The organism is Mycolicibacterium austroafricanum, assembly GCF_000612725.1.
In the GTDB taxonomy this organism is placed as follows: Bacteria; Actinomycetota; Actinomycetes; order Mycobacteriales; family Mycobacteriaceae; genus Mycobacterium; species Mycobacterium austroafricanum.
Genome location: NZ_HG964452.1, coordinates 562,540 through 582,491, shown reverse-complemented (window position 1 = coordinate 582,491; position 19,952 = coordinate 562,540). Strand labels below are relative to the sequence as shown.

The following is a 19,952-nucleotide window of genomic DNA, read 5'->3' as shown; positions in this document are numbered from 1 at the left end:
CGCGAACGACCTCGGGGCCGATGACCACCAGCGGGCACCGGGCGCGGTAGAGGTGTCAGTCGCGGGGACTGATCAGCGGGCACTATGCGAAAAATGCTGCGAGAAAAGATGATTCGCGAACCGGTAGCCCGCGTTGCGTCGGCGACAACCTCGATCGCAATCTCGCCTTGGTGGAGGAGCTGCGCGCCGTTGCCGATGACCTCGGACTCACCGTCGCGCAGGCCGCCACCGCCTGGGTGGCCGCCCGTGGAACCGATGTCGTGCCGCTGGTGGGTGCACGCACCCGGCAGCGGTTGGCGGAGTCACTCGGCGCGGCCGACGCCGAGCTGACCGAGGGTCAGGTCGCACGTATCGAGGCGGCGATGCCCGCGTCGGGCATCCTCGGCGACCGCTACCCGGCCACGCACATGGCAGCCCTGGACTCAGAGGGGTGAATTCCGGTCAGGCGTCCGGCATGTTGGCCGGCGGCAGCCCGCAGCGGGCGCGGAAGTCCGTCATCGGCTGCCGGATGCCCCGCAGTTCGGCCGTCACCTGGGGACTGCTGTCCATGTAGGCCTGGACCTTGGCGCGCCGCTCGTCCGGCGGCAGACCGCGCAGGCTGGTGAAGAACCAGTTCACCTCCGGGTGGGTGAACATGTAGGCCGACAGCGAGGCCGAGACGCCGGACAGGATGCCGGCCTGGTCCGCGATCGAGCAGTTCGGGGCCGGGGGCGGGGGTGGCTGCGACGCGGCGAGCGCACTGGAGCCGAGCAACGCCGCGCCGGCGATCATCACTGCACCTGCGGATCGGACGAGAACGGACATACCCACTCCTCTACGTGGTCGAGTCAACATGTCAGGGACGGTGCGGCGATCAGTTGTCATCATCATCGCCGCCAAAGGCGGATCCGCCGCCGTATTCCACGTCGCGCCTGTCCCGCTGCGGGTTGAGGGCGATATCGAGGTCGTCGTCGTAGCAGAACATGTCCAGCTCGCACCACGGGTACTCGGTGGGGAACGGTCCGGACAGGGCCGGGGCGGCGCCGGCCAGCGTGGCGGACGTCAACGCGGTGGCCACGGCTCCGGCCGCCAGAAACGGAATTGCGTAGTACGACTTGCGCATCACTACCCCCGACCGGATCACCAACGTTTGGCGGGCCGGATGTTCGGGACACGCGTCCTTCACAAGCTGGCCCGGCTTGCACTGGTGTTAAATCTGCCGGTCACGTCAGGGGCCGACATCCCCCAGAACGGGGGAAATGGGCGGAGTCGGCATGTACCCGCCACGGAGATTCACGCCCTTGGCCTGGTCGGCGATAACCGCAGCCAGGAGTTTGACTTCGAGCGCGCTCTAACTCCTACGGTGGTGATCGTGAGTAGCAATCCGGATTGTCTGGAGTCCCACGGCGTCTCGATCGCCGAAGCGGCGCAGCGCACGGGTCTGTCGCGGCACACGTTGCGCTATTACGAACGTGCGGGCTTGATCGAGTCCGTCGAGCGCAGCACCTCGGGTCGACGACAATACGCGGCCAGCGACTTGGACTGGTTCGCGTTCCTTGTCCGGTTGCGTCAGACAGGGATGCCCATCACCCAGATGCAGCAGTTCGCGCGGCTACGCGCAGACGGGGCCGCCACGCTCGAACAGCGGCGACAGCTTCTCGACGAGCACCGACGGCACGTCGAGGCGGCGATCGCTGTCCAACAAGGCCACCTCGCCGCACTCACCGACAAGATCGCGCACTACGAACAGCTCATCACCGGCCGACAAGGAGACCAGACGTGAACGACGCCCCCGCAACAGGATCCACCCCAGAAACCATGCTGACCGAAGAGGTCGAGCGGGCGCGCTACGAACGCGGAGCCGAGATGCTGGCCCGGGTCGACGGCGAAGGTGGCCAGAGGGTGGTCGAAGCGCTGGCCGACATCGCTCCCGCACTCGCCCACCACATCGTGGCCTACGGTTTCGGCGATGTGTATGCCAGACCGGGATTGACGCCTGCCCAACGCCAGCTCGTCACCCTCGGGATGCTCACCGCGCTGGGGGGATGCGAGCCTCAACTCGACGTTCACATCAACGCTTCCCTGAACGTGGGTCTGACGACTTCTGAAATCGTCGAGGCGATCATCCATGCCGCCGTGTACTGCGGCTTCCCGAAAGCGCTCAACGCGATCTTCGTCGCCAAGCGCGTCTTCGCCGAGCGGGACCTGCTGCCGGTGGCCTCCGGGCAGTAACGCGAGGCAACTGTCAAGCATCAGCCGAAATACTGTCGGGCACCAACCGAAGCCGAAATGCCACGCGTCAACCGACGCAATACCGTCACGAGTGCCCCCGGCAGGATTCGAACCTGCGACACCGGCTTTAGGAGAGCCGTGCTCTATCCCCTGAGCTACGGGGGCATTGCCGGTGGGAGCTTACCCTCCCGCCGCAGCGCGCTCACAACGCCGCAATCCGGTTGTGGCAAAAATGACAAAACATGCTGAAGTCGCCGGTAGCGTGCCCACCGTGGAGCTGACACTGCAACGCATCGGCGCTTGGTCCGGCAGCATCATGATCCTTCTGTACGGGGCCAGCTTCTCCGGTGTCGCCCAACTCTTCCCGCCGCTGTCCCCGGCCGCCCCGGCCGACGAGATCGCCGCGTTCTTCGTCGACCACAAGCTCTGGATCCGGTTCGGGGTGTCCGGCGCACTGCTCAGCGCCGTGCTCGCGCTCCCGTTCCTGGCCGCGATCGTGCTACGCATCCGCCGGGTGGAAGGCCGCTGGGGGATGCTGTCGATGACCCAGCTGATGGCCGCCACGGTGTTCGTCCCCGCTCTGCTGTTCCCGCAGTTCTTCCTCGGGGTGGCCGCCTACCGCCCCGAGCAGCGCTCCGCCGAACTCACCCAGGCCCTCAACGACGTGTTCTGGCTGTGGTTCATCGGCATCGTCGGCACCATCATCGTGCAGAACATCACCCTGGCCATCGCGGCGTTCATGGACAAGACCGACCCGCCGACGTTCCCCCGTTGGTACGGCTACCTCAACCTGTGGGTGGCGACGCTGTCGCTGCCCGGCTGCGTGGTCGTGGTCTTCAACGACGGACCGCTGGCGTGGAACGGTGTGTTCGCGTTCTACATCCCCGGCCTGGTGCTCGTGGTGTGGCTGTTCTCCACCACCGCGGTGATGCTGAAATCCATCAAAGCCGAACAGCAGGCCGGGACCCGGGCGGGCGTCGCAGCCCAGCCGGCGTGACGGCAACCGCGGCGCCGCCCCACGAGAAGCGGGTCCCCGGCGAGAGCGGCACCTGGGTCTTCCTGTTCGGCGACATGCTGGTCTTCGGCGCCTTCTTCGTCACCTTCCTGGTCGAACGTGCCACGGCGCCAGAGGTTTTCGACGCCGCGCGCACCACCCTGCACGTCGGCGTCGGCGTCACCAACACGCTGGTGTTGCTGACGAGTTCCCTGCTGGTCGTGCTGGCCCTCAATGCAATGCGGGTCGGCGCCGCGCCGATCGCCACCCGCGCCGTCGCCGCGGCGATCGTCTGTGGGCTGGCGTTCATCGCGCTGAAGGTGTTCGAGTACATCTCGCTGGCCGCCGCGGGACACGGCCCCGGCGCCAACGACTTCTACCTGTACTACTTCATCCTCACCGGGCTGCACCTGTTCCATGTCTGCCTCGGACTCGGGGCACTGTCCTTCGTGCTGACCCAGACCCGGCGCACCGAACTGAGCCCCACCCGCACCGCGCTGGTCGAAGGGGGCGCCTGCTTCTGGCACCTCGTCGACCTGCTGTGGATCTTCCTGTTCGCGCTGCTGTACCTGGTGAGCTGAATGACCGTACTGAGCCTGCTCAAGAACCGCGCCGGCGCCAGCTGGCTGTTCCTGGTCGCGGCGACGGTGCTGTCCTGGGCGGTCGGCGCCGAACACGGCACCGGGTCCCTGGTGGCCGTCCTCGTCCTCGCCATCGCCGCCGTCAAGGTGCGCCTGGTCGGCCTGGACTTCATGGAGCTGCGCCACGCGCCGGTCCCGCTGCGCGCCGCGTTCGAGGTGTACTGCGTCGGCATCTGGGCGCTGCTGTCGGCGCTCTATCTCTGGCTGTGACTGCCCGAGATCTCTGCTGTGACTACTGCAGGAGCTCGATCACCTTGCCGAACGCCTCGGCGTGACGCATCTGCACGATCAGATAGTTGATGCCGTAGACGTCGCGGTATCCGCGGATCCGGTCGGCGATCTCGTCGACCGATCCGGACAGCACCCCCGGGTGCCGCAGCAGTTCCTCATCGGAGAGGCCGGGCAGTGAGATCCGCGGGATGGTGAGGTCGGGCCGCCCGGAATCGTCGACGGGCATCGCCGTGACCGCGAGATTGAGTTCCAGATCGCCGAACCGTTCGCCGGCAGCATCGCGGACGAACGCGATCCGGTCGGCCAGCGGATCCTCGTCGGCGGTGGCGGCCCGGTCCCCGCCGGTGAACCCGATGATGTCGGCCGACCGCGCGGCGATCCGCAACACCCGGTCGCCGTTGCCGGCGATCATGATCGGGACGTCGGGGAGGTGCTCGGTCATGTATTCGGTGGTCAACTTGAGGTGGTCGACGCGCTCGCGGGCGCTCGGGAACGGGATACCTGCGGCGTCGAACTCCTCCTTCACGTAACCGGTTCCCAGCCCGAGCTCGAAGCGCCCCTCGCTCAGGTCGTGCAGCGCCGCGACGTCACGGGCCAGCAGCGCCGGCCGGTAGAAGGCCGAATTGATGACGAACGTGCCCACCCGAAGCGTCGTCGTCGCCATCGCGATCGTCGTCATCACCGGGAACGGCGCGGGCCCGCCCAGGTGGTCGGGAACGTGCAGCACGTCGAAACCCAGGTCCTCGGCGCGACGCGCGCTGTCGACGAGCTCGGCGCGGGATCTGGCCCGGGTGACGCCGACGCCGAACCGAAATTCCGTTGCCACATCGTGATCGTAGGTGGAGGTTTGAACCAGAACGGGCAAGGGCATAAACGCAATCGACTTTCTTCCCCCCGATCCGGCCCGTCGTCGAATTATCCGACGGGCCGGATCAAATTTTCGTGTGAGGCGACCGGTGCGGCCATGACAGACATCCCCACGCTCGGAGTCGAAGAGGAGTTCCTCCTCGTCCACCCGGGGTCCGGCGCTCCCGTGGCGCTCAACCGCGAGGTCGCCGCGCGCGCCGCGGACATGGATGTCGAGCTGCAGCTCGAGCTGACTAGCTGCCAGGTGGAGACCGCGACCGCGGTGGTCGACGACACCGCGCACCTGCGCGAACAACTACTTCATCTGCGCCGCACCGCATCCGCGGCGGCCGAGCATGCCGGAGCCCGCCTTCTCGCCGTCGGGCTGCCGCCGACCCTGCCGCACGAATTCCCGGTCACCGACACCCCGCGCTACCGCGACATCGGGGAGCGGTACGGGATGATCGCCCACGAGCAGGGCATCTGCGGCTGCCATGTGCACGTCGCGGTTCCCGACCGCGACGCCGCGATCGCCGTCAGTAACCGCCTGCGCCCGTGGCTGCCGCTGCTGTTGGCGCTCACCGCGAACTCGGCGATCTACCGCAACGCCGACACCGGGCACGCCAGCTGGCGCAGCGTGCTGTGGGCCCGCTGGCCCAGCGCAGGCCCGCCACCGCACTTCGACTCCGCCGACGAGTACGACGCCGCGGTGCAGATGCTGTCCCACACCGGAGTGATCCGCGACGACGGCATGGTCTATTGGGACGTGCGGCCGTCGGCCAACTTCCCGACCGTCGAGGTGCGGGTCGCAGACGTGCCCGCGACGGTGGATGAGACGGTGCTGTTCGCCGCGCTGGTCCGGGGTTGTGTGATGACCGCGCTGGAGGACGAGCGGCATGGTGACCCGGTCCTGCCGCTGGCGCCGTACGCGTTGAAGGCCGCGTACTGGAAGGCCGCCCGCAACGGCGTCGACGGAGACGGTGTGGACCTGGAGAACCATGTCCCGGCGCCGGTGTCCGACCTGCTGGGGTACCTGACCGAACGGACCCGGCCGGCGCTGGAGGCCGCCGGTGACCACGAGCTCGTCACCGCCGGACTGGCCCGGGTGACCGACCTCGGCAACGGCGCGACACGGCAGCGACGGGCCTGGCGGCGCAACCACGACGTCGACGACGTCCTCGCCGAGGCGGCCGCCGCGACGCTGGAAGACGGTTAGGTGAGTGGCAACTCGGCGAAGACCGGGGTGGTGGGCCGGGTGGAGCCGCCCGGGGGTTCGACGGTGAACGCCAGCGCCCGCGACGATCCCAGATCGGGCAGCACGGCGGTGGTCGACGGGGCCACCGCCTCGGCATCCATGGTGCCCGCCGAGTGCGAGCCGTCGGCGTCGACCAGCCACATCTGATACACCGTGCCCGGTTGCGGCGGTGGCACGTTGTTCATCACCAGCACCCCGGAGTTCTGTTCCCGGGAGAACACCACGGTCGCGGTGCCGCCGCCCGGGATCTCGCCGGAAATCGTCCGCACGTCCGGCGCCGCGAACACCTGCTCGGCGGTCGACGGTGTCGGTGCGGGCCGCAGCGCGTACCCGACCGCGAGGGTGCCGAGCCCGATCACGACGGCGGCCGCGGCGCTCAGCACCGCGGCGGCGCGGCGGCGGGAGGAAGACCGGACCGGCAGCGTGCGGACCGGATCTTCGGCGATCTGCCGGAGCACCGCGTCACGCATCCGGGCGGGCGGTTCGACGGCGGTGGCACTGGCCAGCGCCGCCATGGTTTCGCGCACCGCGCGCACCTCGGCCAGGAACGCGTCGGCGACACCGGGCGGTGCGTCGTTCAGCGCCCGGTCGATGTCGGCGGCTTCCGCGTGACTGAGCGCGTGCAGCGCGTACGGCGTCGCGAGCGAGAGAAGGTCATTCTGTGGGCTGGTCATGCCACCCCCAAACATTTGCGGAGTGCTCGGATGCCGTCGCGCATCCTTGACTTGATTGTCGCCAGGTTCGCGGCCAAACGGTCGGCCACCTGGGCATAGGTCAGACCGTCGTAATAAGCCAGCTGAATGCACTCGCGCTGCACGTCGGTCAGCGAGTCCAGACAGCCGGCCACCCGGCGGCGCTCGTCGTCGAGGAGCACGTCGTCGGCGACGTGGTCGGACGGCGGGTCGACGGAGATGGCGCCGTACCGGGACTCCCTGGTGCTCGCCGCCTGCTCGGACCGCACCCGGTCCACCGCGCGCCGGTGCGCCAGGGTCAGCAGCCAGGACAGCGCCGAGCCGACCGACGGGTCGTAGCCGGCCGCATTGCGCCACACCTGCAGATAGACGTCCTGCGTCGTCTCCTCGCTGTATCCCGGATCGCGCAACACCCGGGTGATCAGGCCATAGACCCGCGCGCGGGTCTGGTCGTAGAAGGCGGCGAACGCTTCGGCGTCGCGCTGGGCCACCTGGCGCAGAAGTGCGTCGAGTTCGGCGGTCACGAGCGGTAGCCTAGCTGCTGCTCCTACCAGGACCGATGCCGTCACGGTGATCGTGTCTCCTGCGGGTCCCTGGTGAGGATCGGGCCGGCCGGACACCTCCGGCCGGCGTCGAGCCGCGTCACGGTTTCGACGGGCGCTCGGCGCTCGTCCGACCCGCGAGGCACCACGGGAACCCGCCGCAACCACAGCAGGGCGCCCTGCACCCGCGTGCTCAGGGCATTCATCAGCGGGGCCAACGGTGCGACGATCTGCATCGCGAGGACCTGACGGATACCAGCCGGGCGCCGGGAGCCGCGCAGCGTCACGACGAACGCCGGTTGCTGCTCGCGGTGCAGCGAGACCGTGACGTCGAGCCGCTCGTCGGGTTCCGGTGCCCGCACCAGGTAGTGGCCGTCGACGCCGTTGAACGGTGACGCGTAGAGCTTCTTGTCCACCATCACCGGCGGATCGGTCGACGGGGGAAGCAGATAGGCGTGCCGATCGCCGTGGGTGTTGTGGGCCTCGGCGATGATGCAGCGGAGCACACCGTTGGAGTCGTGGCACCAGTACAGGGTCAGCGGATTGAACGCATGTCCGAGCACCCGGGGCTGCATCAGGGCGGTGACGGTACCGCCGCCGAGGTCGATTCCCTTGCCGGCGAGGAAGGCGTCCACCCGTCCGCGCAACGTGTCGCGGGGTGCTTCCCACAGGTGATCGCGGGCCTCGAATCCGGCGAAGGGCCGCAGCCAGCGCGGCAGCCGAGGCAGCGCGTCGAGGTCGACGAACCAGCTGTAGCTACGGTGCTCGAAATAGTGATGCACGGGGGCACGCCGCAAGTGAGTGATCCGGGTGCGGTAGATGGCCGCACGCACACTGTCGCCGCCTCGGCGGCGCGCCACCGGTCGGTCTGCTGCGTCCGTGGGTTTCACACCCTGTATTCGGAGCGGGCGGACACCCGGATGGGTGGCGGTCAGACAGGCAGTACCGCGCGGGTCAGCCCTGGGTGGACGGTAGCCGCCACGTGCGTGCGGCGCGCACCAAACCCTGGACCAGCGCGGAGGTCGCCGGCGACAGGCCGTCGTCGCCGGGCAGGCCGCTGCGTGGACTGATGCCGCGGACTCGTGCCGAGAGCTCCAGCTGGGCGCCACCGCCGCGTACGCGGTTCACCGGGTTGTCGGGATGGAGGCCACGCAGCTCTTTCGGGATCGACTCCAGGTCGGTGACGACGCGGTAGCCGGGGACGACGACGTGGCGGGCGACGTGTTCGGCCAGGCCGCGGTTGCGGCCGCCGGCCAGGAGGTGGGTGCTGCGGCCCAGCCGGCCGTAACCGTGCAGCGATATCGCGACGTCGACGTGGTCGAGGAACTCCGCCAGCACGGGCGACTGCGCCGGGTCGTAGTGCGCCGACGGCAGGTGGTGGGGGTAGTGGTCGGGATGGCGCACGACGTACAGCGAGGCACCCGCAGCGTCCGCGGCACGTTCGGCGATGACGTCGGTCATCTGTTCCAGGCCGCCGCCGTGGATGGCCAGGAAGCCGAACCGGGACTGCAACGTGACGTCCTCGGCGATGGCGGGGTCGCTGACGAGCTCGGAAAGCGATTGTGGTGCAACTGAATCAGCACGATCGGGGCGCTGGGGCCAACGGGTGGGATCCCACCTTTCGAGGAACTGGATCCAGCGGCGGGGCAGATCGTGGTGGCGGGCTCCGTCGAGGATGCGCTCCAGGTAGCCGGGCCGCGGGGGTCCTGGTTCGACCCGATGGTCGATGTACACCCACGCTTCCGAGGGGCCGTTGTCGGTCAGCACCGTGAGCTCGTCACGCCGGTAGCGGACGGGAACGCCTTCGGCGCTGTCCAGGGTGGCCAGGTCGCGGTCCGACACCCGCCACACCACGCCGTGCACCTCGCTGCCGGCGAACGGCTCGATCGTCGCGACCCCACGCTCGTTGATCAGCCAGTCGTGGTCGGCGAGTGTCGCGCGGCGGGGATCGGTGGCGTCGGGGCATCGACGCGCCATCTGCTGCACGCACAGGTTGGACCCGTACGCGAAGTAGAAGTGCCTGACACCCATTCCGTCGGCGAGTCCCCTACAGGGGCGACGTCACCAGGGGCCCAGACCGTAGGCGCCGACCAGCGGCCACACCCCGATGCCATTCCAGCCGCCGTAGTTCCACGGCGGTGGGGTGGTGGTGAGCTGGGTGCTTCCGTTGGTCTCGCAGAACGTCACGGTCTTGCCGACGTCGGTGCATTCGGGAGCGGCTGCGGCGGTGGGTGCGGCGAGGACGGCCGCAACGCCGAGCGCCGCGAAAAGCCCTGTGCCGTATCGCGAGATGCTCTTCATGTCGAAGCCCGGTCAGAAGATGAAGGGGCCGTAGCCCTCCCACGGGAACATGCCGCCGCCGTACCACGGCATCGCGTACTGCCCGGGGGTGGAGCTGATCTGGGCGTTGCCCGGCGATTGGCACACCTCGGTCCTACCCCCGGCGCCCGCAGAAGTCGTGGAGCAGTTCGGCTGGGCGGAGGCCGCGGGAGCCACGGCGATGGCCACGGAAGCACCGCCGGCGACGAGAAGAGCAGCGAGGGTGCTCAGACGAGCCTTCATTTTTCAGCATCCTTCCAGGAAGTGTTACGGCTTAGCGTACAGACCTTCGCCGGTTATGGGAGGTAACTCCCGAGCCGTGACGATTCCCGGTGCAGCGTCGATTACGGCCGGGATCGCGTTGACGACGCGGGCCGCGGTGGCGACGAGTCCGGCGTGGTTGTGGTCGCCGTTCGGACTGCTCAGGCAGAGGTCGAGCGCATAGGACGGTTCACCGGTGATCTCGATCCGGTAGGAGCCGCCGTGCTGTGCGGGCTGGGGCCAGTCCGGGCACAGATCGTCGCGCAGTCGGGTGACGTGTTCGAGCACCACGGCGACCTCCCCGTCCTTCATTCCGCGCACCTCGAAGCGGATGGCAGCGGTGGTGCCCTTCTCGATGCGGCCGGCCGCGATGTCGAAGGCCTCCGGCGCGGGCACCCGCAGATGCGTTTCGGTGACCTCGTCGAGTTCGATGCCGAGCCCGGCGGCCAGCTGGCGCACCACCGAACCCCAGGCGAGGCTGAGGACACCGGGCTGCAGCAGCATCGGGGTCTCGTCGAGACTGCCGCCGAAACCCATGACGTCGAACATCACCGGCGCGCTGTCGTAGGTGTCGTAGTTGATGATCTCCATGCATCGGATCTGCTGGATGCTCTGGCAGGTGCCCGCCAGAGCCATCGGCAGCAGGTCGTTGGCGAACCCGGGGTCGATGCCGTTGACGAATATGGTCGACGATCCCGCCTTGGCGGCGTCCTCGATCGGTGCGATCAGCTCGTCGGGCAGCACCTTCCACGGGTGCTGGAGGAACACGGCGCTGCTGCCCACGACGTTGACGCCTGCGGCCAGGATCCGCCGGTAGTCCTCGAGCGCTTCGGGAAGTCGGTTGTCGGCCAGCGCGGTGTAGACCGCGCACTGTGGCCGGGTCGCCAGCACGGCGTCGAGATCGGTGGTGGCGCGGATACCGGTCGAATCCGCCAGTCCCACAAGCTCTGCCGCGTCCTTGCCGGCCTTCGACTCCGACGACACCCACACCGCGGTCAGCTCGAAACGGGGGTCGGTGATCAGCTGCGTCAGCGCGTGCCTGCCGACGTTTCCGGTGCCGATGGCAGCGACTTTGATGGCCAAGGCGGGGCTCCTTACAGGTCGGGGATCGGGAGGTCGAGGTTCGGGAAGGTGATCCCGCCGTCGACCTCGAGGGTCTTGCCGGTGAGATAACTGCCCGCCGGAGAGGCCAGATAGACCGCTGCCGCGGCGATGTCGAGCGGGTCGCCGAGCCGCCGCAGCGGTGTGGCCTTCTCCATCGGGCCGCGCAACTCGTCGTTGTCGGCGACGATCTCCAGTGCCGAGGTCAGGATCGAGCCGGGCGCGATCGCGTTCACCCGGATCCGCGGCGCCAGATCGAGCGCCGACAGTCGGGTGTAGTGCGCCAGCGCGGCTTTGGCGGTGCCGTAGGCGGCGAACCCGCGCCCGGCCAGGCGGCCCATCGTCGAGGTGATGTTGATGATGCTGCCGCCGCCGGAGTGCTCGAGCATCAGCGGGACTGCGGCGGTGGTCAGCGCGTGGGCGGTCGCGACGTTGAACGCGAACGCGTCGCGCATGTCCTTCGTCGACGTGGTGAGAAGCGCGTTCGGCATGGTGCCGCCGACGTTGTTGACGACGATGTCTAGTCTGCCGAAGGCCTCGACGGCGCCGGCCGCCAAGGCGGCCGTGTCCTCGGCGTGGGCGAGGTCGGCGACGACGATGTGGGCGCGCCTCCCGGTGCCTTCGATCTGTTCGGCGACCTCTTCGAGCTGTGACCGCGTGCGCGCCGCAATCAGCACGTCAGCGCCTGCTTCGGCGAACGCGAGGGCCATCGCGGCGCCGAGCCCGCGGCCCGCGCCGGTCACCACGGCCACCTGATCGTCGAGTCGGAACCGGTCCAGAATCACATTCGCCTCCCGTTGCCTGCCGCGCGTCACGCTAGCAAGGAGCACCGGCCGATGTGAGGGGTTTCTGGAACACGTTCTAATCGGAGAGTGGCGTCGGCCCGGACGGAAGCGGCGCCGTCGCGGCGGCAAGCGCCCGACGGACTCGTCGCTATCTACAGCGGTTCAGGAAGTCGACTGCGGGCTGCTTGATGCCCTCAAGTTCGGCTCGAACCTGTGGGTTGGCATCCAGGTACTCCTGTACCTGGGGTTGCATTTCCTCCCTGGACTGGCCTTCGAGGGTTGCGAAGAAGTCGTTCACCGGGGGGTGGGTGAACAGGTAGACCGACGTGGCTGCGGCAACGCCGGCCCTGACACCCGCCCAATCCGCGGGCGAGCAATTCGGTGGTGCAGGGGGCGGTGGAGCCGGTGGTTGAGCGGTCGCAGCTGGGGCGCCGCCGAAGAATGCGGCACCGGCCAGAGCGCCGATGTAGACGGCGCCGGCGATGGCACGGTGCCGAGTTCGTCGTGAATAAGACATCATGGTTCTTCTCCATTCATCGATTGAGTGGGCGGACCCGTCGGGCTGTCGCTCACGTCGAGGGATCTCCAGGAACGATTCCGGCCGTTCAGGTTCCGGCACCGCCATGGCACAGGATCGAGATCGGTCTGGCGGATCACGTTCAGCTCCACGACATCAGCGGCGCCCACCGCGGCGCCCGCCACCAGGTCGGGGTGCCGGTGCGGGCCCTGGGCGGCCGACACCCGGTCCTGGAGCCCCGATACCCGGAGGACCGACTCCCGGAGGCCCGGGAGGCCCGGGAGGCCCGGGAGGTCTGGGAACTGGGATATCGAGGTCGATGTCGACGATGTCGGGGACATAGACCGGCAACCAGGGATCCACGTAAACCGCTGGGGGAGGCGGAAATTCGCAGATCAGCGTCGCGAAGTTCCAGTACATGCCCGGCGGGCAGGGCGGTGGTTGGGAGCGGCCGACCGCTGGTGAGGCGAGTTCCGTCAGAGGCAGAAATGCCAACACGACGGCCGACAGGGCGCTGCGTTGCAGCCAAGGGTTCATTGGGCATCATCTCTAAGTGGGCTCGCGTGAGGTTCGGTATTCACGCGATCCCGGGCTCGAAGTGGCATGTCACAGCGGCGATGTTCGACCCGGAGTCCAGAACCTCGCGCACACATCAAACGGTGCGTCAGTTCGCTGCTATTTGCGGAACGGGCAGAACGCACCGGGCTGCCACGGAAGCGGGACAGCGGGGTTGGCGGGATCGGGTGGACAGACGCGGTTGCATTGGGTTCCGCCGAAGCCGAGCACGGTGACGCTGACGCAATGGTCGTAGCTGCCGTCTTCGTAGATGTAGCCATCGCAATACTCCCCCCCACCCCACGGGGTCCAGCCGCCCTGACACTGTGACGAGACCGGTGCTGCAAATGCGATTGCGCCGGCCGCGAGTGCGGCGACTGTCAAGGCTGTGCTGACGCAATACATGGATTCTCCTAGTGCGAAAAGGGGATCACCTCAAAGGACTGGTCCTCTCGTTTGCCTCCTCGTCCGCGGGTACGGATCGAGGTATCAGGTGTGCGGAGCAGCGGTGGAACTGTTGATCGCAGTGAAACCGATCCGATGGCCCTTTACGTAGGGCCTATGGGCGCATCCTCACAGGACTTAGGTCCTCCAATGCGAGCCTGGGGCCGGAACACACGCGCGGGGTTGTTGCGCAACGTAGGCAATGCGGGCCCCACGCCCGTGAACTTTCGGATTCGGCTGCGCCGTCCGCTTCGCGTATGAGCGCGAGACCGCCGAACTCGCGGCGGGCGGCGTTACTTCTTCGCCGGTGCCTTTTTCGCCGGTGCTTTCTTCGCCGCGGTCTTCTTCGCGGGAGACTTCTTGGCCGCCGGCTTCTTGGCCGCCGGTTTCTCGGCCGCAGGCTCGTCTTTCTGCGTGCCCTGCGCCTTGCGGGCCTTCACACTGGCCTCGAGCTTGGCCAGCAGATCGGAGACGTCCTCGGTCTCGTCGAGCTCCTGCGGCTGCTCCTCGGTGGTGAACGCTTCGCCGCCTTCGAGTTTCGCCTGGATCAGCTCGTGCAGCTGTTCCTGGTAGTCGTCGTGGTAGCGGTCCGGGTTGAAGTCGTCGGTCATCGAATCGACGACCTGGCTGGCCATCTTCAGCTCGGCGGGCTTGACGTCCACCTTCTTGTCGAGCACCGGGAAATCGGGGTCGCGGATCTCGTCGGGCCACAGCAGCGTGTGGATCATCATCACGTCGCGCTTGCTGAAATCCTTGACCCGCAGCGCCGCCAGCCGGGTCTTGTTGCGCAGCGCGAAGTTCACGATCGCGACCCGATCGGTGTCCATCAACGTCTTCGCCAGCAACACGTACGACTTCGACGACTTCCCGTCGGGCTCCAGGAAGTACGAGCGGTCGTACATCAGCGGGTCGAGGTCGCCGGCGGGAACGAACTCGAGCACCTCGATCTCCCGGCTGCGTTCCTCGGGCAGCGTGGAGATGTCGTCGTCGGTGATGATGACGGTCTGGCCGTCGTCGGATTCGTAGGCCTTGGCGATGTCGCGGTATTCGACGACCTCACCGCACACCTCGCACACCCGCTTGTAACGGATGCGGCCGTTGTCCTTGTCGTGCACCTGGTGGAACTTGATGTCGTGATCCTCGGTGGCGCTGTAGACCTTGACCGGGACGTTCACCAGGCCGAAGGCGATCGAGCCCTTCCAGATGGACCGCATCAGCCCAGTATGTCCGATGCAGTGGCCGCATCGCGGGTGACACGATCGGGCAGATCCGCCCCGGGGCGCGTCACCGTCAGCGCCGCGGTCAACGTCGCCGCGCGCACCGCGGTGGTCAGCGCATCCGTTCCGATCCCGGCGAGACGGGCACGGCGGCCCGCGCCCAGCAGGTCCATCGACCACAAGGCGTCGATCAGGCCGGTCATGAACGCATCACCGGCGCCCACGGTGTCCACCACGTCGACATTCCCCGCAGGTACCCGCACAGTTCCGTCCGCACACATCGCGACCGAGCCTTCGGCGCCGAACGTCACCACCACGATCGACGGCCCCAGGGCCAGCCACGCGGTCGCGACCTGCTCGGGGTTACGCGTCGGATCGATCCAGTGCAGGTCTTCGCTGCTGGCTTTCACCACGTCGGCCCGCTCGAGCAGGCGGTCGATGCGGGACCGGGCCGCGTCCGGGTCGGTGATCAGCGCGGGACGCACATTGGGGTCGAACGTGAACGTCGCCGACAGGTGATAGGTGTCCACCAGGGCCGTGGTGGCCAGGCACCCCGGCTCCAGCACCGCGGCGATCGAGCCGGTGTGCACCACCAGCGGCGGCGCCACCTCGGGGGTGCCGCTGAGTTGCCAGTCGATGTCGAAGGAATAGGTCGCCGAGCCCGTCGCGTCCAGCACGGCGCGGGCGGTCGCCGTTCTGGCCGCACTACGGCTACCCGGAACCAGTTGCGCGCCTGAGGATTCGACGAAATCGGTGATGCGCTGTCCGCGGGCGTCGGTGCCGATGTGGGTCAGGAAGTCGACGTCGCGTCCCAGTCGGGCCAAGCCGACGGCCACGTTCAACGGGCTGCCGCCGACGTGCTCGGTGACCCCTCCGTCGCGCTCGACGATGTCGATCAGCGCCTCGCCGATGACCAGTGCCCTCACGGTTTCGACGCTACCGCGTCCGGACCGGGTAATACCGTGTTGTGGTGGACCGCTATGAGCGGGTGAAGCTGACCAACCCGGACAAGGTGCTGTACCCGGCGACGGGGGATCGACGTAGGGCCGTCACCAAAGCAGAGGTTTTCGACTACTACGTCAACGTCGCCGCGGCGATGCTGCCCCACATCGCCGGCCGCGCCGTCACCCGCAAGCGGTGGCCCAACGGCGTCACCGAGGAGTCGTTCTTCGAGAAGCAGCTGGCGTCCTCGGCGCCGGACTGGCTGGGCCGCGGCACCATCGTGCACAAGTCCGGAACCACCACCTACCCCGTCATCGACACCGTCGAGGGACTGGCCTGGATCGCCCAGCAGGCCGCGCTGGAGGTGCACGTCCCTCAGTGGCGATTTGTGGACGGTTCGGTCGGCCCGGCGACACGCATCGTCTTCGATCTCGATCCGGGCGAGGGGGTGACCTTCCGCCAGCTCTGCGAAGTGGCCAACGAGGTCCGGGACCTGCTCGCCGACATCGGTCTGCGGACGTTCCCGTTGACCAGCGGCAGCAAGGGCCTGCACCTCTATGTGCCGCTGGACGAGCCGATCAGTTCCCGGGGAGCGTCGGTGTTGGCCAAGAGGGTGGCGCAACAACTCGAGCAGGCGATGCCGATGCAGGTCACGGCGACGATGACGAAAAGCCTGCGGACAGGCAAGGTGTTCGTGGACTGGAGCCAGAACAACGCCAACAAGACGACCATCGCCCCGTATTCGCTTCGGGGGCGCGAACATCCGACGGTCGCCGCGCCGCGCACCTGGGAGGAGATCTCCGACCCCGACCTGAGACAGCTGACGTTCGACGAGGTTCTCGACCGGCTGGACCGCGACGGTGATCTGCTCGCCGGGCTCGATCCGCCGGTTCCGGTGCCGGACCGGCTCACCCGGTACCGCAGCATGCGCGACACCGCCAAGACGCCTGAGCCGATTCCGGGCGACGCGCCGACGACCGGGAACAACGACAAGTTCGTCATCCAGGAACACCATGCCCGCCGCCTGCACTACGACTTCCGGCTGGAACGCGACGGCGTGCTGGTCAGTTGGGCAGTGCCCAAGAACCTGCCCGACACACCGTCGGTGAACCACCTCGCCGTGCACACCGAGGACCACCCGATGGAGTACCTGACCTTCGCGGGTGAGATCCCCAGGGGCGAGTACGGCGGCGGCGAGGTCTACATCTGGGACACCGGCACCTACGAGACCGAGAAGTTCAGGGACAACCCGCCCGACGGCCCGGATCGCGGCGGCGAGGTCATCGTGACGCTGCACGGCGAGAAGATCGACGGCCGGTACGCGCTGATCCAGACCGACGGCAAGAACTGGCTTGCGCACCGGATGAAGGACCAGCAACGGCCCACCGCGGCGGATCTGGCGCCGATGCTGACGACCCACGGCTCTGTGCAGCGGCTCACCAAGGGGCAGTGGGCTTTTGAGGGCAAGTGGGACGGATACCGCTTGCTGGTCGAGGCCGATCACGGCAGGTTGGCACTGCGCTCGCGCAACGGCCGCGACGTCACCGCCGAGTACCCGCAGTTGCAGGCGCTGGCCGCCGACCTCGCCGACCACCACGTGATCCTCGACGGGGAGGCGGTGGCGCTCGACGAGTCGGGGGTGCCGAGTTTCCGGGAGATGCAGAACCGGGCCCGCTCGACCCGGGTCGAGTTCTGGGCGTTCGACATTCTGTTTCTCGACGGCCGATCGCTGCTGCGGGCCAAGTACACCGACCGCCGCCGGGTGTTGGAAGCGCTGGCCGACGGGGGTGGACTGATCGTGCCCCCGTTGATCGGCGCCGACACCGGGGCGGAGGCGCTGGAGACCGCGCGCAAGAGGGGCTGGGAGGGTGTGGTCGCCAAGAAGCGGGACTCCACCTACCAGCCGGGCAGGCGGTCGTCGTCGTGGATCAAGGACAAGCTGTGGAACACGCAGGAGGTGGTGATCGGCGGCTGGCGGCAAGGCGAGGGTGGACGCACCAGCGGGATCGGCGCGTTGATGCTCGGCATCCCCGCCGGCGGTGTGGCCGGCGGCCTGCAGTTCGTCGGCCGCGTCGGCACGGGCTTCACCGAGAAGGAGCTGGCGTCGTTGAAGGAGACGCTGGCACCGCTGCACACCGATGAATCACCCTTCGCCACAGAGCTTCCCAAGCAGGACGCAAAAGGCGTGACCTTCGTGCGGCCCGAACTGGTGGGAGAGGTGCGCTACAGCGAACGCACCTCGGACAACCGGTTGCGGCAGCCGAGCTGGCGCGGACTGCGCACGGACAAGACGCCCGACGAGGTGGTCTGGGAGTAGTTCAGCGCGAGAGGGAGTCCGCCATCTCCGCGAGTCCGTCGGCCAGGTTGACGGACGGAGTGTAGTCGAGTTCGCTTCTTGCAGCGGTGATGTCGTAGCTGCGGTCACGGCCCATGAACGTGGTGATCCAATTCGTCAGCATCGGTGGTTCAGGCCGGCGCAACAGGCGTGCCCCTGCTTCAAGGAGCGCTCCGAGGGGGGCCGCCAACGCGAACGGCACACTGCGGGCCGCGCTCACGTCGACACCTTGGGTGGCCAGTAGCGGCGTGAAGAAATCGCGGGTCGGCATGGGCGCGCCGTCGGTGATGTAGTACGCGCGACCGGCACGGCCACGGGTCAGTGCGAGGCCGACGGCCTTGGCGAGGTTGTCGACGTGGACGAAGTCGACCGTGTGCTTGCCGTTGTCGATCCAGCTGAACCGGCCGGCTTCCACCGCGGCGACGAAGTCGGCCAGGGTGGACATGCCCGCACCCCAAATGAACGGCGGTCGAAGGGCCACCGTCGTCATCGTCGGCGTGACCGCGTTGAGCAGGATGCGCTCGGTGGCGAGCTTGACGCGGCTGTAGGCGATATTCGGCCGTCCTTCATCGGTGCGCTCGTCGACGACCGGCGCGCGCTGGGTACCGGTGGCCACGCTGGCGGCGCTGATCAAGACGAACCTTGTCACTCCAGACGACGCGGCGACCTGGTGGAGGGCGACGCTGGGCTCGAGGTTGGCCCGGCGGAAGACGTCATCGGGACCCCAGAACGCCATGTAGGCGGCGCCGTGCACGACGGCATCGACGCCGCGCAGTGCCGAGGCCCACAGCGGTGGTGGATCACTGTTGACCAGATCCGACAGGTCACCGAGAACTGGCTCAGCGCCGACCCGGCCGACGAGGCCGGCGGCGCTGTCCGTGCGGGCGAGCGCACGCACCTCGTGGCCCGCACCGACCAGTCGCCTGATCAGGTGCTGCCCGACGAATCCACTGCCACCCGTGACGAAAAGTTGCATCTGCTTCTCCGTTCATTCTGCATCAAATCATTTGATATCAAACTATAAGAACGCTGATAGTATTTCGTCAACGTGAAAGAGGCGATGGGTGGACGCGCTGCGTCAGGTGCATCGGCGCAGCGCGCGGGGCGCCTGGCCGATGCGTTCGGACGCGCAGGAAAATCGGTTGTGCGGGCCTTCGACGACCGCCTGGGGGAGCACGGCGTCTCGACTCCGAGATCCAAACTGCTCGCCGAAGTTGCCCGGATGCAGCCGGTCCGGCTCGCGGATCTGGCCCGGGAGGTAGGGATCAGCCAGGGTACTGCGTCGACGCTGGTGGAGGCACTTGTTCGCGACGGGCTCGTCGCCCGTGGCGTCGACGACAACGACCGCCGCGCGATACGCCTGACGACCACGCCCGAAGGGGAGACGCAGGCGCGAAACTGGCTCCGCGACTACGTCGTCGTCGCGGGGGAGATCTTCAGCTGCCTGACGGCCGAGGAGCAACGCCAGCTGACCCGACTGCTCGATCGGATCGCCGAATCCCTGGACTCGCCGGCATAGCAGAGTGGAGATTCGTCAGCTCAGGCGACCAGTGCACCGCAGCGGTCCAGGGAGTTCAAACCACCCGGAATGCCGGCATTCCGAATACTGCACCTTCTCCAGTCGCCTGGGATCACTGCGATAGACGCGGAAGAAACGCGTCAGCGACGCGGACCGGGCTGCATCATTTCCCGCCGCTTTTCGTGATTGTCACTGTTGGTCTGCCGTGTCCACCAGTTCGACGCGCGGCTCGCGGATTTGTCGGTGGTCGAATGTATGTTCGAGCTATGTCGGGAAGCGACGTACAGGCCGCGGTCACCGCGCTGCGCACTGCGTTCGACGACATGGCGGCGTGTGATGTCGACCTGCTGACTCGGCCCGATCTCGTTGCGGCCCTTGATGAGCTCGAAACCCTGGGGTGTCGGCTGCCGTCGGTCAGTCACCGCCTGCTGGCCCGGCTGCAGGCCGAGGCGACACCGCCCCAGATGGGCGCCAAATCCTGGAAAGAAGTCCTGGCAGTCCGCTGGCGGATCTCGACCAGCGAGGCGCATCGCCGGCTCACCGAG

Annotated in this window: 25 protein-coding genes and 1 tRNA gene; 10 read left to right on the top strand and 16 right to left on the bottom strand. The window is 67.8% G+C overall.

Annotation, left to right across the window (positions count from 1 at the left end):
• Positions 1–68: 68 nt before the first annotated feature.
• Positions 69–434 carry an aldo/keto reductase gene (locus tag BN976_RS13245; protein WP_084182296.1) on the top strand — a complete coding sequence of 122 codons (366 nt, stop codon included), beginning with the start codon at positions 69–71 and terminating at the stop codon, positions 432–434.
• A gap of 7 nt (positions 435–441) precedes the next feature.
• Here the strand turns inward: BN976_RS13245 and BN976_RS13240 are convergent, their stop codons facing one another.
• Together BN976_RS13240 and BN976_RS13235 are read right to left on the bottom strand one after the other, a co-directional pair.
• Positions 442–804, bottom strand: a complete 363-nt coding sequence (locus BN976_RS13240; RefSeq protein ID WP_011782081.1) for a heme-binding protein — start codon at positions 802–804, stop codon at positions 442–444.
• 49 nt (positions 805–853) lie between these two features.
• The gene (locus BN976_RS13235; protein ID WP_036371450.1) at positions 854–1,102 is read right to left on the bottom strand and encodes a hypothetical protein; all 249 of its coding nucleotides are present in this window, start codon (positions 1,100–1,102) and stop codon (positions 854–856) included.
• A gap of 249 nt (positions 1,103–1,351) precedes the next feature.
• Here BN976_RS13235 and BN976_RS13230 point away from each other — a divergent pair, with 249 nt between their 5' ends.
• Positions 1,352–1,762 (top strand): MerR family transcriptional regulator, encoded by a 411-nt coding sequence (locus BN976_RS13230; protein WP_220096297.1) that lies wholly within the window; start codon positions 1,352–1,354, stop codon positions 1,760–1,762.
• Positions 1,759–2,211: a carboxymuconolactone decarboxylase family protein gene (locus BN976_RS13225; protein WP_199558937.1), complete on the top strand. Its 453-nt coding sequence runs from the start codon at positions 1,759–1,761 to the stop codon at positions 2,209–2,211. The genes BN976_RS13230 and BN976_RS13225 overlap by 4 nt, the downstream gene beginning before the upstream one ends.
• A 92-nt stretch (positions 2,212–2,303) precedes the next feature.
• Here the strand turns inward: BN976_RS13225 and BN976_RS13220 are convergent.
• Positions 2,304–2,376 (bottom strand) — tRNA-Arg (locus tag BN976_RS13220).
• Between the two features lie 151 nt (positions 2,377–2,527).
• Between BN976_RS13220 and BN976_RS13215 the strand changes: the two genes are divergently transcribed.
• The 3 genes from BN976_RS13215 to BN976_RS13205 are packed head-to-tail and all read left to right on the top strand — an operon-like array spanning position 2,528 to position 4,056.
• A complete protein-coding gene (locus BN976_RS13215) occupies positions 2,528–3,208 on the top strand; it encodes a hypothetical protein (RefSeq protein ID WP_036371447.1) in 681 nt (226 codons plus the stop codon).
• A complete protein-coding gene (locus BN976_RS13210) occupies positions 3,205–3,786 on the top strand; it encodes a cytochrome c oxidase subunit 3 (protein WP_036371163.1) in 582 nt (193 codons plus the stop codon). Before BN976_RS13215 ends, BN976_RS13210 begins: the two co-directional genes overlap by 4 nt.
• Positions 3,787–4,056: a cytochrome C oxidase subunit IV family protein gene (locus BN976_RS13205; protein ID WP_036371161.1), complete on the top strand. Its 270-nt coding sequence runs from the start codon at positions 3,787–3,789 to the stop codon at positions 4,054–4,056.
• A gap of 22 nt (positions 4,057–4,078) precedes the next feature.
• Here BN976_RS13205 and BN976_RS13200 read toward each other — a convergent pair whose 3' ends face one another.
• On the bottom strand, positions 4,079–4,903 hold the full coding sequence (locus BN976_RS13200) for an LLM class F420-dependent oxidoreductase (RefSeq protein WP_036371446.1): 825 nt from the start codon (positions 4,901–4,903) through the stop codon (positions 4,079–4,081).
• A 138-nt stretch (positions 4,904–5,041) separates the two neighbouring features.
• Between BN976_RS13200 and BN976_RS13195 the strand changes: the two genes are divergently transcribed.
• Complete coding sequence (locus BN976_RS13195; RefSeq protein ID WP_011782074.1) at positions 5,042–6,139, top strand: glutamate--cysteine ligase 2; 1,098 nt, start codon at positions 5,042–5,044, stop codon at positions 6,137–6,139.
• Here the strand turns inward: BN976_RS13195 and BN976_RS13190 are convergent.
• From BN976_RS13190 to BN976_RS13140, 11 genes are all read right to left on the bottom strand, one after another.
• Positions 6,136–6,852 carry an anti-sigma factor gene (locus BN976_RS13190; protein WP_011782073.1) on the bottom strand — a complete coding sequence of 239 codons (717 nt, stop codon included), beginning with the start codon at positions 6,850–6,852 and terminating at the stop codon, positions 6,136–6,138. The two genes, BN976_RS13195 and BN976_RS13190, sit on opposite strands and share 4 nt — an antisense overlap.
• Complete coding sequence (locus BN976_RS13185) at positions 6,849–7,439, bottom strand: sigma-70 family RNA polymerase sigma factor (RefSeq protein ID WP_011782072.1); 591 nt, start codon at positions 7,437–7,439, stop codon at positions 6,849–6,851. The genes BN976_RS13190 and BN976_RS13185 overlap by 4 nt, the downstream gene beginning before the upstream one ends.
• Positions 7,436–8,245 carry a DUF1365 domain-containing protein gene (locus BN976_RS13180; protein ID WP_036371443.1) on the bottom strand — a complete coding sequence of 270 codons (810 nt, stop codon included), beginning with the start codon at positions 8,243–8,245 and terminating at the stop codon, positions 7,436–7,438. The genes BN976_RS13185 and BN976_RS13180 overlap by 4 nt, the downstream gene beginning before the upstream one ends.
• Before the next feature lie 121 nt (positions 8,246–8,366).
• Positions 8,367–9,443, bottom strand: a complete 1,077-nt coding sequence (locus BN976_RS13175; protein ID WP_036371158.1) for a poly-gamma-glutamate hydrolase family protein — start codon at positions 9,441–9,443, stop codon at positions 8,367–8,369.
• Positions 9,444–9,473: 30 nt separating this feature from the next.
• Positions 9,474–9,713, bottom strand: a complete 240-nt coding sequence (locus tag BN976_RS13170; protein WP_011782069.1) for a hypothetical protein — start codon at positions 9,711–9,713, stop codon at positions 9,474–9,476.
• Between the two features lie 12 nt (positions 9,714–9,725).
• Positions 9,726–9,974, bottom strand: coding sequence for a hypothetical protein (locus BN976_RS13165; RefSeq protein WP_011782068.1), 249 nt, complete (start codon positions 9,972–9,974; stop codon positions 9,726–9,728).
• Positions 9,975–9,998: 24 nt separating this feature from the next.
• Positions 9,999–11,075: an NAD(P)H-dependent amine dehydrogenase family protein gene (locus BN976_RS13160; RefSeq protein WP_011782067.1), complete on the bottom strand. Its 1,077-nt coding sequence runs from the start codon at positions 11,073–11,075 to the stop codon at positions 9,999–10,001.
• Positions 11,076–11,086: 11 nt separating this feature from the next.
• Positions 11,087–11,878, bottom strand: a complete 792-nt coding sequence (locus BN976_RS13155) for an SDR family oxidoreductase (protein WP_036371442.1) — start codon at positions 11,876–11,878, stop codon at positions 11,087–11,089.
• 148 nt (positions 11,879–12,026) lie between these two features.
• Positions 12,027–12,395 carry a heme-binding protein gene (locus tag BN976_RS13150; protein ID WP_370501449.1) on the bottom strand — a complete coding sequence of 123 codons (369 nt, stop codon included), beginning with the start codon at positions 12,393–12,395 and terminating at the stop codon, positions 12,027–12,029.
• A gap of 1,292 nt (positions 12,396–13,687) precedes the next feature.
• Complete coding sequence (ku, locus tag BN976_RS13145) at positions 13,688–14,608, bottom strand: non-homologous end joining protein Ku (RefSeq protein WP_011782062.1); 921 nt, start codon at positions 14,606–14,608, stop codon at positions 13,688–13,690.
• The gene (locus tag BN976_RS13140; RefSeq protein WP_011782061.1) at positions 14,608–15,537 is read right to left on the bottom strand and encodes a carbohydrate kinase family protein; all 930 of its coding nucleotides are present in this window, start codon (positions 15,535–15,537) and stop codon (positions 14,608–14,610) included. The genes ku and BN976_RS13140 overlap by 1 nt, the downstream gene beginning before the upstream one ends.
• Positions 15,538–15,578: 41 nt before the next feature.
• Between BN976_RS13140 and BN976_RS13135 the strand changes: the two genes are divergently transcribed.
• Positions 15,579–17,870 (top strand): ATP-dependent DNA ligase, encoded by a 2,292-nt coding sequence (locus BN976_RS13135; RefSeq protein WP_011782060.1) that lies wholly within the window; start codon positions 15,579–15,581, stop codon positions 17,868–17,870.
• Between the two features lies 1 nt (position 17,871).
• Here BN976_RS13135 and BN976_RS13130 read toward each other — a convergent pair whose 3' ends face one another.
• On the bottom strand, positions 17,872–18,864 hold the full coding sequence (locus tag BN976_RS13130) for an NAD-dependent epimerase/dehydratase family protein (protein ID WP_011782059.1): 993 nt from the start codon (positions 18,862–18,864) through the stop codon (positions 17,872–17,874).
• Positions 18,865–18,936: 72 nt separating this feature from the next.
• Between BN976_RS13130 and BN976_RS13125 the strand changes: the two genes are divergently transcribed.
• Both BN976_RS13125 and BN976_RS13120 read left to right on the top strand, forming a co-directional pair.
• Positions 18,937–19,407 carry a MarR family winged helix-turn-helix transcriptional regulator gene (locus BN976_RS13125; RefSeq protein WP_234935355.1) on the top strand — a complete coding sequence of 157 codons (471 nt, stop codon included), beginning with the start codon at positions 18,937–18,939 and terminating at the stop codon, positions 19,405–19,407.
• Between the two features lie 251 nt (positions 19,408–19,658).
• On the top strand, positions 19,659–19,952 hold a 294-nt coding region (locus BN976_RS13120), incomplete at its 3' end, for a DUF222 domain-containing protein (RefSeq protein ID WP_122973969.1).

Bases quoted from the DNA above. Each gene is read 5' to 3' on its own strand.
- BN976_RS13165 (WP_011782068.1), bottom strand. From the start codon at position 9,974: ATGAAGGCTCGTCTGAGCACCCTCGCTGCTCTTCTCGTCGCCGGCGGT.
- BN976_RS13130 (WP_011782059.1), bottom strand. From the start codon at position 18,864: ATGCAACTTTTCGTCACGGGTGGCAGTGGATTCGTCGGGCAGCACCTG.
- BN976_RS13195 (WP_011782074.1), top strand. From the start codon at position 5,042: ATGACAGACATCCCCACGCTCGGAGTCGAAGAGGAGTTCCTCCTCGTC.
- BN976_RS13240 (WP_011782081.1), bottom strand. From the start codon at position 804: ATGTCCGTTCTCGTCCGATCCGCAGGTGCAGTGATGATCGCCGGCGCG.
- BN976_RS13175 (WP_036371158.1), bottom strand. From the start codon at position 9,443: ATGGGTGTCAGGCACTTCTACTTCGCGTACGGGTCCAACCTGTGCGTG.
- ku (WP_011782062.1), bottom strand. From the start codon at position 14,608: ATGCGGTCCATCTGGAAGGGCTCGATCGCCTTCGGCCTGGTGAACGTC.
- BN976_RS13235 (WP_036371450.1), bottom strand. From the start codon at position 1,102: ATGCGCAAGTCGTACTACGCAATTCCGTTTCTGGCGGCCGGAGCCGTG.
- BN976_RS13205 (WP_036371161.1), top strand. From the start codon at position 3,787: ATGACCGTACTGAGCCTGCTCAAGAACCGCGCCGGCGCCAGCTGGCTG.
- BN976_RS13150 (WP_370501449.1), bottom strand. From the start codon at position 12,395: ATGTCTTATTCACGACGAACTCGGCACCGTGCCATCGCCGGCGCCGTC.
- BN976_RS13170 (WP_011782069.1), bottom strand. From the start codon at position 9,713: ATGAAGAGCATCTCGCGATACGGCACAGGGCTTTTCGCGGCGCTCGGC.
- BN976_RS13190 (WP_011782073.1), bottom strand. From the start codon at position 6,852: ATGACCAGCCCACAGAATGACCTTCTCTCGCTCGCGACGCCGTACGCG.
- BN976_RS13215 (WP_036371447.1), top strand. From the start codon at position 2,528: ATGATCCTTCTGTACGGGGCCAGCTTCTCCGGTGTCGCCCAACTCTTC.